Consider the following 14,559-nt stretch of genomic DNA (forward strand, 5'->3'; position numbering starts at 1 on the left):
GAGATCTTTTTTTAAAAAGAAAATTAACTGGATACAGTTGATCTAATCAATACAACAATGGTTAATGTGAGGAGGTCATTATGAGTAAACACGCTTATTATCCAGACACTTTAACGGAAGAAGAAAAATTTTGGCTGAACAAACTTTCCGGAGATATAAACATGAGCAGTTTTACGCAGGATCACAAAAAAATTAAGGACATAGAAGAGGAAAGTGATCTTTTTACCTATCAATTGTCAGATGACCTTTCACATGAAATGATCAGACTTGCGAATGAATCGGAATATGGACTTTTGATTATCTTGACGGCTGGTGTGAAATACTTGCTTTCTATCTATTCCGGAAGCCGTGATGTATCAATCGGAACTCCTGTTATCCGATCAAAATCAGGCAGGGCTTATCAAGATCATCACCTGATTATTCGAAGTGATATTCATAGCGGCATGTCATGTAAAGACCTACTGCTTGAAGTGCAGAAAAATATTTCAGAAGCAAATAAAAACCAAAATGTATCATACGATCATTTAGCAAAACTGCTTGGATTAGAGCCTAGAAAAGCCAATCGTCTAAAACCGCGTACAATTATCCAGCTTGATAATATTCAACATGACCTAAAAGTTCACAGATCAAATGCCGATACAACTTTTCGTTTTCATTGGGATGGAAGAAATATTGTTTGCACGATTACTAGCCAGGCAAATGAAAGAGAACGCATTGAAAAAATGACAGACATGCTGACTGTTTTTGTTGAAGCATTAGTGAAAAAGCCAAGTACCCGCCTTTCCGATATCGATTTTTTATCCACAGACAGAGATTGTATTCTTTACGAGTTTAACAGTACATCTACAGAGTATCCTAAGGACAAATCAGTGGTTGAGCTGTTTGAGATGCAAGTATCCAAAACTCCGCACGAGACAGCCGTTATTTTTCAAGATCAGAAGCTAACCTATCAGGAATTAAATAAAAAAGCGAACCATCTGGCAAATGAATTGGTTAAGCAGGGAATTACTGAAAATAAAATAGTAGGGATTATGTTAGATCGCTCGCTCGAACTTCCAATTGCTTTATTAGGGGTGTTAAAGGCTGGAGGAGCATATTTGCCAATCAGCCACGACTATCCGGAAGAACGCATCAATTATTTGATAAGCAACTCAGGCGTAGACATTATGTTAACGAACAATGTCAATCAGGAGTTTCATAAACAGAATATTCGATCGATTAATATCAATACGATCTTAAGCAAGGATACGCATGCTGAAATGGAAGAAAATTTGGAATTGACCATTTTACCGGAAAGTTTAATGTATGTACTTTATACATCCGGAAGTACGGGTGAGCCAAAAGGCGTCATGGTGAAAAGAAACTCATTTGTAAATCTGCTCAGCTGGTATACGAATGAATTTGGCATGAGTCAAACGGACAATGTCTTATTAATTGCCCCAATCAGCTTTGATACCGCACATAAGAATGTGTTTGCTCCTATAATCATAGGGGCGAAACTGCACCTTTTTCAGCCTGGAATATACGATTACAATGAAATGTCAAACTATATTCATTTGCAAAACATTACAACGATCAATTGCACGCCAAGCGGTTTTTACCCGTTAGTGGATTACAATGAACGATCGGATTTCAGTAGATTGGCATCATTGAAGCACGTTTTCTTAGGTGGCGAATCCGTTCATTGCAAAAGACTGATGCCACTAGCGGAGTCAGACAATTTCAAAAGCGAAATTGTCAATACTTATGGTCCTACGGAGTGCACGGATATCGCCGCTTTCTACAGGATTAGCAATCTGGAAATCAAGCAAATGATAACAATTCCGATCGGCAAGCCAATCGATAATGCGGAAATCTACATTGTTGATCAAAATATGAACCTTTTGCCGATCGGAATTTCAGGAGAATTATGTATTGCCGGTGCCGGTATGTCACACGGGTATGCCAATGCACCGGAGTTAACGGATGCTAAGTTTGTTGATTTTCCGTCTGTCCCAGGGAAAAAAGTGTACAAAACAGGAGATATGGCAAGGTGGTTGCCTGATGGAAATGTAGAATTTCTCGGCAGAAAAGACAATTTAACAAAAATCAGAGGTTTTCGAGTAGAAACCGGAGAGATTGAGATATGCCTGATGAAGCATCTTGATGTAGAAGAGGCAGCCGTCATCGCAATGGAAGATCCTCAAGGCACAAAAGAGTTAAGTGCATATTTTACATCTGAGGTAACGATCACGATTTCTGAATTAAGAAATTTCCTTATGAAACGGCTGCCGGAATATATGGTGCCGGTTTATTTCACGCAACTGAAAACCATGCCTCATAATCAAAATGGGAAAATTGATCGGCATGCTTTGCCAAAACCTTATATGGATCAAGCAGCAGGCGAAGGTTTTGTTGCTCCTCTAGGTGACGTGGAAGAGAAAATTACGCGAATTTGGGAGGACGTACTTACTAGTGAACGAATCGGTGTTTATGATAACTTTTTCGAACTAGGAGGACATTCGTTAAAGGCGGCTTCCATCATACTTAAAATCAACCAGGAATTTGAAACCAATCTGAAATTAAATGAATTGTTTAAAAAACCAACGATAAAGGAAATCACGGCTCTAATTTCTGACAAGAGTCAAAATAAAGACTCCAATGTATTGCCTGTCGCAGAAAAAGAATGTTATCCCGTTTCTTCTCAGCAAAAACGATTATACATTCTCTGGCAGCTAAGCAGGGATTCAGTCGCTTACAATTTGCCAGCTGCAACAATGATAGAAGGTCAGCTGAATCTTGATAAATTAATCGAAACCTTTCAAACTCTTGTCGATCGTCATGAAGCGTTGCGTACGTCTTTTTCGTTTGTCGATGGTCAGTTGATGCAGTTTGTTCATCCACGTGTCGACGTTTCGGTTGAAATTGTCGATGCAAAAGAGGAAGAGGCAATGGAAACGGTCAAAAGTCTTATCAAGCCTTTTCATTTGGAAAAGCCGCCACTTTTTCATATTTATGTGATAAGACTTGAAAAAAATAAGCATTTATTGGTGACTGACGCTCATCATATCGTTTTTGATGGTATTTCAATGGATATTATCATGGAGGAATTTACTCAATACTATTCAGGAAAAGATTTGCCTCAGGTTAACCTGCAGTATCGGGACTATGCCGTATGGCAGGAGAGATTTTTTCAGATTGGTGAGTTTACACAGAAAGAGAAGTATTGGCTGAACTTGTTTAAAGAAGGAGTTCCTGTCCTTCAATTAAATACAGATTATCCGCGTCTTCCAATGCAGGACGAAAAAGGGGATTGCGTGTTCATTACAGCAGAAGACAACTTGACGTACCGCTTACGAAAAATAGCAGCGGAAAATGGGTCGACCCTTTATATGGTATTGCTTTCTGCATTGAATGTCTTGTTTTTTAAATATACCGAACAGGAAGATATTGTAATCGGCTCTCCATCAGCAGGCAGATCCAGGTCTGGGTTAGAAAAGGTCATCGGCATGTTTGTCAATACGGTAGTCATGAGAAACTTTCCAAGCCGCGAAAAAACGTTCCGTACGTTATTGAATGAAGTGAAGGATGCTGTACTGAAAGCCCTTGATCATGAAGAATATCCATTTGAAGTGTTGGTTGAGCAATTAAACGTTCACCGGGATCCAGGAAGAAATCCGGTTTTTGATATTATGTTTGCTCTTGATATGAACGAGAATACGTTTACCAATGCCGGGGATTTATCATTTCGAAATATAGCGATTGAAAGCAGCATGACGCAATTTGATCTCTTCATTCATGCAGTGGAAACAGAAAACAACATCGATTTTAAATTCAAATATCGATCAAATTTATTTGCGAAGACTACCATACAAAGGATGGCCGATCATTTTATTCGTTTGCTTAATGAAATAACCAAAACGATCGATTGGCCATTAAAAAAAATTCAGATGATTTCCGAAGAGGAGAAGCATACCCTGCTTTCTGAATTCAACAAGACAGAAAAAGTATATTCCTATCAAATGGCGATTCAAGAGTTATTTGAAGGACAAGCCAAAGACGTTCCATCAAAAACTGCTCTCCATTGGAAAGAGAACACTCTAACTTACTCTGAATTAGAGATGAAGGCGAATCAGCTGGCACGCGTTTTACGAAAAAAAGGCGTACAACGGAATACAATTGTCGGGATTATGTCTGAACCATCTTTAAATATGATGATTGGGCTTCTCGGGATACTAAAAGCAGGCGGCGCGTTTTTGCCGATTGATCCCGGTTTTCCGATCAGAAGGATAAACTATCTCTTGGAAGACAGCGATTGCAAATTGATTTTAGCGGAGCGCTCGCTGGAGGAAACGCCACCTTTTAAACAGCAAGTGATTTCGCTGGATGAAGAAACGTTTTGCGGTGAAGAAGTCAGTCGCCTTGAAAATATCAATAAACCTGAAGACTTAGCGTATGTCATGTATACGTCCGGAACAACTGGGAATCCAAAAGGCGTGATGATCGAACATCGAAATCTTATCAATCAGATCAAGGGATTGGTTTCCGACTTGCAAATCGAAAAGGAAGATCGTCACATGCTGCTTGCGAAGATGACTTTCGATGTTTCTGTGCAGCAGATTTTTCTTCCGATCCTCTCCGGAGGGACGCTTTTTATTCCCGATAAGGAGCTGGTCGGAGAACCTGGGAAGCTTTGGACCTTTATTGAAAACAACAAGATCGATATTTTGGGGGCTGTACCAGCTCATTTGAAAGTTTTGATTATCAGTGAATCAACCAATCATCGGCTCCGTTATATCTTTGTAGCGGGTGAGGTTTTTACTAAGAAGCTATATGATGAACTGCGCCGTACCGTTCATGCCGATAACATCTTGAATCTGTACGGTCCAACAGAGGCAACGATTTTCTCAACCCTCTATACCTGCACGGAAGCTGAAAAAGGAACGAGCCTTCCTATCGGTAAACCTTTAAGCAACTATCGGGCGTACATTTTAGATCGTGATGATCAGCCTGTACCTATCGGAGCAACAGGAGAGCTTTGTATTGGAGGAGCCGGTGTATCAAGAGGATATATTAACAAACCGGATTTGACAAACGAACGGTTCGTCTCCGATCCCATTTTCCCGGATAAAAAGATGTATAAAACGGGGGATCTTGCCAGATGGCTTCCGGACGGAAACATTGAGTATATCGGAAGAATCGACCACCAGGTAAAGATTAACGGAGTGCGAATCGAGCCGGACGAAATCAATGATCATCTGATCAACCATCGCTCTATAGAGAATTCAGTTGTGATCGCCAAACAAAATCCGAACGGGGAAAGCTATTTATGTGCGTATGTCATTACAAAGCAAGAAATGACGGCCGCTGAATTAAGGGCTTATTTGAAAAATAAATTACCTGAGTACATGATCCCTGCATCCTTTGTCCAGTTAAAACAAATGCCGTTAACAGCCAACGATAAAATTGATCGAAAGGCGCTGCAAAACAGAAATGATGAGGATCATTTACAGTCAAAAACTGTTTATACAGCACCTTCATCCCATCTTGAAAAAAGGATAGCTGATATATGGAAACAAATACTGGGGATGAATCAAGTAGGGATCCATGATCATTTCTTTGAACTTGGCGGAAATTCACTTACGATTATTCAAGTGAATGAACGGTTGAAAGAAGAATTAGAGATTGATATAAGTGTTGTGGAGCTATTCAGACACCCGACCATTTATTCTCTAGCTGAGCAAGTCAAATCGAAGAATGAGAATCGGACTCCTGAAAACGAGAATGCGGATAGAGGCAATGTGATGGAGGAATCGAGAAATAGGCTGAAACAGAGAAGGCAAAGAAAGAGGGATTGGAATGGATCGTAGCATGCCAGAAACAAACGGGATGGAGATCGCGATTATCGGGATGTCCTGCCGGTTTCCCGGCGGACAGACGATCGGCGAATTTTGGGAAAATTTGAAGCAAGGCAAAGAATCGGTTTCGATATTCTCTGATGAAGAGCTCTTGGAGGGAGGAATTGACCGGGAAACACTCCAAAACCCAAATTACGTAAAGGCGGGAGGGGCCATTACTGGTACAGAATGGTTTGATATTGATTTATTTCAATATTCTCCCCGGGAAGCAGAAGTGATGGATCCCCAGCTGAAAATCTTGCATGAATGCGCTTGGGAAGCATTGGAGAATAGCGGCTACTCTTCGGATAATATGAACGGATTAGTCGGGACTTACATCGGGAGCTCGACGAACTTGTACTGGATGGATACGATTTACCGTCACGTGCAAGATTTCATTAAAGAAGCCGAGCTGTTAAATGGCTCACAATTTTTCAGTACAAGACTCTCCCACCAATTGAATTTGAAAGGGCCGAGCTACACCGTTCAGACGGCATGTTCATCCTCATTGGTTGCTGTTCATTTGGCATGCCAGGCGCTTTTAAGCGGTGATTGCGATATGGCTTTAGCTGGAGGGGTCTCGCTAACATTGCCTGAGAAAAGGGGATATGTCTACCGGGACGGCATGATTCTTTCACCAGATGGACATTGCCGGCCATTTGATGCAAGTGCCAAAGGGACTGTAAATGGCAATGGAGCCGGGCTCGTCGTTTTGAAACGGCTGGAGGATGCTGTTTCTGACGGGGATTCGATTTATGCTGTCGTGAAAGGATCCGCTATAAATAATGATGGGTCGGATAAGGTGAGCTTTACAGCGCCAAGTGTGGAAGGACAAGCAAACGCAATCAAGGCAGCTCATTACATGGCAGAAGTAGAGCCTGAGAGTATTACGTACGTAGAGACCCATGGTACCGGCACGATGCTTGGAGATCCGATTGAGATTGAAGCGTTAAAGCTGGCATTTCACACAAAAAAACGAAGGTTTTGCGGTATTGGTTCAGTCAAAGCAAATATTGGGCATCTTGACAATGCCGCTGGAATCGCTGGTTTGATTAAAACGGCCGCTGCTTTGAAACACCGGATGATTCCTCCAAGTATTAACTTTGAAAAACCGAATGAAAAAATTGATTTTGAGAACAGCCCGTTTTACGTGAATGATAAATTGACAGAGTGGAAAAACCCCGAGTTTCCTTTAAGAGCCGGAGTAAGTTCTTTCGGGATGGGAGGAACTAATGCCCATGTCGTACTTGAGGAAGCTCCGGAAAGAGAGGCATCAGGAGGGAGCAGAAGATATCAACTGCTTGCTTTTTCCGCACAAACAGAAAAATCTCTTGACGAACAGTCGAAAAGGCTGGCTCGTTATTTGAAAGATCATGCTGATGTGAATCTGGCAGACGTGTCCTATACGCTTTTAAACGGCAGAAAACGGTTAAACTATCGAAGCATGGTAGCGGTTTCTAATATTGAGGAAGCGAAGCGTGAACTTCTCAAATCTAATCCTGTTCATCGTTTTGGAAACGACGCACCGAGCAAGCAGCTCATCTTTATGTTTCCAGGGCAAGGCGCACAATACATCAATATGGGATTGGAATTGTACAGAGAAGAAAAAGTTTTTCGAAAACATGTCGATCAGTGTTTTCAAATTTTAAGTGAAATAAGCCAAATAGATTGGAAGGAAGTGTTATACCCGTCGGATCCAGTGGTGGAAGAGAGGGGAGAAATCAATCAAACATCCTACACCCAGCCTGCACTGTTCATTATTGAATACTCCTTAGCAAAAACGTTAATGGAATGGGGGATTACTCCCGATGGCATGATTGGTCACAGCATTGGCGAGTATGTAGCTGCTTGCTTGTCCGGGGTATTTCCACTAAAAGACGCACTAACACTTGTTCTTGAACGAGCGGGTCTAATGCAGCAATTACCCCAAGGAAGAATGGTAAGTGTCATGGCTTCAGAACATGAAGTTTTACCGTTTATGAGTGCGGGTTTATCGATTGCAGCTGTGAATGGTCCATTATCTTGCGTTATTTCAGGCTCTCATGAAGAGATTTCTCGTTTTGAAGCAAAACTTGCTCGTGAAGGCTATTCCTGTAAAAGCCTATCAACCTCCCATGCATTTCATTCAGCTATGATGGATCCAATCTTAGCTGCTTATCGAGAAAAGTTAAAAGAAATCGAATTTTGCCAGCCGGAAATACCGTATCTATCGAATGTGACCGGCGAGTGGATTACTGCAAGCCAAGCAACAAGTCCTGAATATTGGGTCCGTCATTTGCGGCATACTGTAAGGTTTTATGACGGTATCCAGCAGCTCATAACTAATGCTGAAAACCTTTTTGTAGAAGTCGGTCCGGGCAGAATATTAAGTTCTCTCATTAGACAGCAAATCCAAGAAGAATCTTCACAGGTAATTGTCAACACAGTGCGTCATTTTAGAGAAAGCGTCGATGATGATAAATTTTTGCTCCAATCGATCGGCAAACTTTATATCCATAACGTGAAAATTGACTGGGCAAGCTTTTTTTCAAATGAAATTAGACATCGTATTCCACTGCCTGCATATCCATTTGATCGAAAGTACTATAGTGTGAGCAAACGTTATCCCAGTAATGACAGGACGTCTGCTCCTCCAATGGAAGTCACAGCAGACTCGAAGCGAAGCCTTCCAGTTCAGGATGAAAAAGAGCAAAAAGTACTTGAAGCCTTTAGAGACGTTACCGGGGTAAAACAAATACACGGGAATGATGATTTCTTTGAATTAGGCGGGAACTCCCTGACGGCTGTCAATGTTGTTGCCAGGTTACAAAAGGAGTTTGACATCTCCATAAATGATCTATTTGAACATCCAAGAATTGATGATCTAGCTCAGAGCATTTCCTATAAAGCTGAGAAACATACAACAATTGATAAAGAAGCTTTAACAGATTACCTTACTGCCAGAAGGGATGGGCACCGGCTGGAAGAAGGGCGATTGCAGGAATTCGAAGAAACAAGACGTAGATATGAGGAGAGAAACAGAAGATATAAAAAAGCCGATCTTTCTTCTCAATTAACATATGAAAATATTCTTTTAACTGGTGCGACTGGATATTTGGGAGTTTATCTGCTCCGCGAGCTATTCATCCATTCAGCAGGTAATGTGCATATAATTGTCAGAAGCGGGAGTCAAATAGAAGCAGAAAACCGTGTAATCGAAAAAATCCGCGATTATTTTGGGCAAGATTTTTATGATGAATACCGAGAAAGAATGTTTGTATACTGCGGAGACCTCGCTAAGCCGGACTTGGGCCTGGATCGAACCATGTATCAATATCTTAGCCATACGATCCAATGCATCATTCATTCAGCCGGCGATGTGAGTCATTATGGAAACTATGCCAAATCCTTTGCGGCAAATGTTTCGGCAACGAGAAATATAATAGAATTTTCGCTTACGGGAGCTAAAAAAGATCTGAACCATATTTCCACACTGGCTGTAGCTTCTGGCAGGGTGAAGAAGCAAAAAGATATCTTATATACGGAATATGATCATGATTTGGGACAAATGATTGAAAACCACTATCCTAAAACAAAACTGGAAGCTGAAAAGCTCGTTGTTGAGGCAAGGAAAAAAGGCGTAAATAGCAACATTTTCCGTGTGGGAAATATCGTTTTTGATTCTAAATCAGGAAGATTTCAAGAAAACATCGAGCAAAACGCTTTATACACGATGATGAAATCTTACATAGAGATCGGCGTCGTGCCAGAAATGGAAAAAGATACGGATTTTACATGCGTAGACGATGTTAGCCGGGTCATTATCTGTCTCTTTGATAAAGAAGAGCTAAAAAATGAAACGCACCATATTTATAATCCCGATCATGTAAGTTTAGCCGATCTTCTAACGATTCCAGACTTAAATCTGAATGTAACAAAAACGTCACTCGAGAAATTTATAGATTACATCTTTGATGAAAAGCAAATGAATCGTTTTGCATCTGAAATTTATCATCTGCAGTTGCATAGTGTAGGTGATGGACAGGCTGTTTTTGGACATGCCGAGCAAACCGTGTTCCATATTACTGCTGAGAAGACAAATCTATTGCTTAAAAGAATGGGTTTTGAATGGAATAAAATTAGCAGTCCGTTGGTTAGAAAAATGATCGAGTATGGTCAGCAGGTGGAGTTTTTCAATAAATCTGTCCGATAAAGTGGTGATGATTTGAATCAGAAAGAATGTTTTTCACTAACTCATCCGCAAAAGAGAATTTGGTATATGGAGAACATCAACCCTGGTGAACCGCTGCATAATATTGGCGGTATCGTAGGGATCAAAGGGAATGTCGATTTTACCGTTCTAGAAGAAGCGATTAATCTTTTTATTAAAAGCAACGATGGTATCAGACATCACATCGTTGAAGCAGATGGGAACGTCCGGCAATATGTCGAAGAGTACCGCAAGTTTCATGTTCGGCATGTCGAATTTTCCTGCCGGGAAGATATGGACGTATGGGTACGTCAGGAAGCAGGGAAACCATTTCCCCTTTATGAAAGCAATCTCTTTGATTTTGCTTTCTTTACGATTCGCAACTCAGGCGTCGGCGGATACTTTGTTAAGGTGCATCATATGATTTCAGATGGCTGGTCTATGAATCTATTAACGGAACAGATTTGCAATACGTATATGAAGCGGTTGAATGGAGAGAGAATAGCAGATCAACAAAGGGAGTCTTATTTCAGTTATTTGAAAAAGGAAGAGGCATATGCAGCATCCAAGCGTTTTGAAAAAAATAAACAATTTTGGAACGAAAAATTCAGCGTCCTTCCTGAATCTCTCAAAAGCGAACTCGTTTGTGCAGATGGGAAGCGAAAGACTTTTCGTTTATCTGACAGCCAGTCAAACGCAATCAAACAATTTGCTGCCGATCATCAAGTGTCTGTCTATGCTTTTTTTGTCGCTCTGTATTCGATCTATCTTCATAAAGCAACAATGCAGGATGAATTAATTATTGGAATGCCGGTGTTTAACCGATCGGGAAAAGTAGAGAAAAATATATTTGGAATGTTTACGAGTACGATGCCATTTCGGTACCGTACCGATGTTGACGTATCGGTTCGGGAAATGGTCCAAACGATTCATCAAGAGTTGCTGCGCTGTTATTTCCATCAAAAATATCCTTACGAGTTGCTAATACAAGATTTGGGATTGAAGCAAAGAGGCTTAGGTGATTTGTTTGATACATGCATCAATTATTACAACACGAGCCTTCCGAATAAACTTGATGGCAGCCCAATCGAAAATGAAGAATTTTATAACGGCAAGCAAATCTATTCTCTGCAGGTGATTGTCCGAGAGTGGTCAAGATCTGGAGGATTTGATTTAGATTTCGATTATAAGGTCCAAACATTTAATGAACATCAGATCGACCACATGTATCTTAGCTTCACTCACATCATTGACCAAATCCTCAAGTTTCCTAATCAATTGCTTAAGGAAACGGAAATCATATCAGAAAAACTAAAAAATGAGCTGCTAGATGACTTCAATCGAACAGATACCGATTACCAAAAGGAGAAGACCATTCACCAGCTTTTTGAAGAACAAGCCGAAAAAACTCCGAACAAAGCAGCTTTAATCTTAGAAAATGAACAGCTGACCTATCGGGAATTAAATGAAAAATCGAATCAATTGGCAAGGTACCTGATAAAGAAAAAGGTACAAAAAGGCACAATTGTCGGTATTTCAACGAAGCACTCGATTGAAACGATCATAGGAATTCTAGGGATTCTGAAGGCAGGAGCGGCGTATGTACCGATCGATCCGGATTATCCTTCGGACCGTATCCATTATATGCTGCAAGATTCAGGCATCTCTATCCTGTTATGTAACCTAGATCGTTCATTGTTTCCATATCATATCGAGGTTATCGAACTGAACTCGGCAGATATCTATAAGGGTGACTCTTCGAAACTCCATGTTCTAAGTGATCCAACTGATCTCGCCTATATTATTTACACATCAGGATCAACTGGTAAGCCAAAGGGTGTGATGATTGAGCATCAAGGATTGGTAAATTATATTTGTTGGGCGAAAAAAGAATATGTGGGCACAAGTGAAAATGAAATCTTTCCTTTCTATTCATCTTTGGCATTTGACCTTACGGTTACATCGATATTCGTGCCATTAATCAGCGGAAATAAGATTGTTATTTATCCTGCAGATGATAACCAATACGTTCTTTATAAAATCATTAGGGAAAAACTATCCACCATTATCAAATTAACACCTTCTCATTTATCTCTCTTACAAGATACAGCATACGACAGCAGCACGATTCACACATTTATCGTTGGCGGGGAAGATTTAAGTGTAAGTCTTGCAAAACGAATCCAGAATCGGTTTGGCAGACATATAAAAATTTTTAATGAATACGGACCGACAGAAACAGTTGTTGGGTGTATGATTCATCAATTTGATGCTGAAAAGGATACAGGCTCATCCGTGCCGATTGGCAGACCGATACAGAATACGAAGATTTATCTATTGGATGCTGACCTTCAGCCGCTTCCCGTTGGTGCTGTCGGTGAAATCTTTATTTCCGGAGACGGAGTTTCAAGGGGGTATCTCAACAAACCTGAGTTAACACAAGAAAAATTCTTTAAGAATCCATATTCAATAGGCGAGCGTATATACCGATCTGGTGATTTAGCGCGATTTGTCGATGAGAACAAGATTGAATACGCGGGAAGAATTGATCATCAAATAAAAATTCGCGGATACCGGATTGAACGAAGCGAAATTGAAAATAACCTTCGCAGCCATCCGAGCATCAGGGACGCAATCGTAATCGATCGGGAAAATAATGGAGGAAATCGATCTCTTTTTGCATATTATACGGAAAAACAAAAGGTGGATGTGCCTGAGATCATCCGTTATTTAAAAGATCGATTACCATCTTATATGATTCCTTCCTTTTTTGTTCCATTAAAGGAAATTCCGCTGACAATCAACGCAAAAGTGAATAAAGAAGCATTGCCAGATCCAGAGATTACAAGGTGGGGCGATCCTGATAGCGAGATAGAGGAAAATTTGGCATCCGTTTTACGAGATGTGTTAGGTGTTGACCAGGTAGGGATGCAGGATAATTTTTACCATTTAGGCGGAGATTCAATTAAGGCAATTCAGATGGCATCAATGCTGAGTGATAAAGGACTTCGTCTAAAAACAAAAGATATTTTGGCCAATCCGGTCATCGAAGATATGACGATGTTTATGGAAAAAAGTGATAACAAAATGAGCGAAAGCAGTAATGCACCGTGCAGCGGAGTCATTCAGCCGCTTCCATCTGCGTCTTGGTTTTTTTCTCAAAATTTAGACAACATCAACCATTATACGCAGTCTGTGTTATTAAAAGTCACAGATGATATAAACATAGAATTACTTGAATCGGCCCTGCGATTATTGATAGGCCGCCATGATGCTTTCCGGCTGAATTATCGAAAGGAAACAAAAGAATTGTATTTCAACGAAAGCGGTTTCGATCAAAAAATTGAATTGAAAAGCTTTGATCTATCAAACGATCCTGACTCGGAGCAGTTTAAGCGAATAGAAGACATTGGTGAAATGCTAAAAGCGAGCTTTCGAATTGAACATGATCTTCTTCTGAAAGCATGCATGTTCGATTTGGGCAGTAAAGGAAAACGAGTTTTCCTAACGGCACACCACTTAGCTGTCGATGGAATTTCCTGGCGAATTATTCTGGAAGATTTAAACCGAATCTATGAGCAAATGGAAGAACAGAGAGAAGTTTACCTGCCGCCAAAAACCGATTCCATAAAGCAGTGGGCAATGGAGCTCCAAACCTTCAGCAAACGAATTTCGGACAAGGAGAAACAATATTGGCGAGATGTTTATCGTCACCAAAATGAAACAATCACTGATTTTGATTTAGGACAAGACCGTCTCGAGAGTTGTGAGTCAATGGTTCTGATGTTATCAGAAGAAGAAACGACGGACCTTTTGCAAAAAGCAAACGAAGCCTACCTGACCAAAGCAGATGAATTAATGATCATTGCGCTATCAATTGTTACCAGTGACTTCTTCAAAAAAAATCAAGTTCTTCTTGAAATTGAAGGTCATGGACGTGAGGATTTGGGGAATGAAATCGATGTTTCAAGAACGGTTGGGTGGTTTACCAGTTTATATCCGGTTCTGTTGAAGGTGGAAGAGACAGACCTGTCTCATCAGATCAAACAAGGAAAAGAGCAATTGCGCCAGATTCCTAGTAAAGGCTTGAGCCATGGTGTGATGAAGTATCTTGCGGGTGATTTGCCGGGTGACAATCATAAATATATCCGTTTTAACTATCTCGGTGATTTTCATGCCTCCTTTTCGAGTGGTCTCTTTGAATTTGCAGAGGAATACACGGGAAGAGAGAGCAGCCATACAAATGAACTGGATTGTTTGATCGATATCATAGCATACATGGTGAATGGGAAGCTGAGATTTTCTTTGACATACAGCCAAAACAAGTTTAAACGGGAATCGATTTCTCAGTTTGCAAAGGCCTATATGAATCAAATGAGAGACGTGATCCTGCACTGCTGCCAGAGGAATCATGCTGAATTTACGCCATCTGATTTTGAAGCTGCTAACCTCTCGAGTGAAGATCTTGAAAATATTTTTAGCGAATGATGCAGG

Annotated in this window: 3 protein-coding genes; all 3 read left to right on the forward strand. The window is 40.6% G+C overall.

Annotated elements, in window-relative coordinates; all coding sequences use genetic code 11:
- Positions 1–80 precede the first annotated feature (80 nt).
- The 3 genes from JOC74_RS03160 to JOC74_RS03170 are packed head-to-tail and all read left to right on the forward strand — an operon-like array spanning position 81 to position 14,553.
- Positions 81–5,849, forward strand: a complete 5,769-nt coding sequence (locus tag JOC74_RS03160) for a non-ribosomal peptide synthetase (protein WP_053602930.1) — start codon at positions 81–83, stop codon at positions 5,847–5,849.
- Complete coding sequence (locus JOC74_RS03165; protein WP_211086042.1) at positions 5,839–10,068, forward strand: type I polyketide synthase; 4,230 nt, start codon at positions 5,839–5,841, stop codon at positions 10,066–10,068. Before JOC74_RS03160 ends, JOC74_RS03165 begins: the two co-directional genes overlap by 11 nt.
- Positions 10,069–10,080: 12 nt before the next feature.
- Positions 10,081–14,553: a non-ribosomal peptide synthetase gene (locus tag JOC74_RS03170; RefSeq protein ID WP_082363776.1), complete on the forward strand. Its 4,473-nt coding sequence runs from the start codon at positions 10,081–10,083 to the stop codon at positions 14,551–14,553.
- Positions 14,554–14,559: the final 6 nt, after the last annotated feature.

It is taken from the genome of Bacillus capparidis, assembly GCF_017832095.1.
GTDB classification, from domain to species: Bacteria; Bacillota; Bacilli; order Bacillales; family Bacillaceae; genus Bacillus; species Bacillus gobiensis.

Excerpts from the sequence above, each read along its gene's own strand:
- JOC74_RS03160 (WP_053602930.1), top strand. The coding sequence starts at position 81 with ATGAGTAAACACGCTTATTATCCAGACACTTTAACGGAAGAAGAAAAA.
- JOC74_RS03165 (WP_211086042.1), top strand. The coding sequence starts at position 5,839 with ATGGATCGTAGCATGCCAGAAACAAACGGGATGGAGATCGCGATTATC.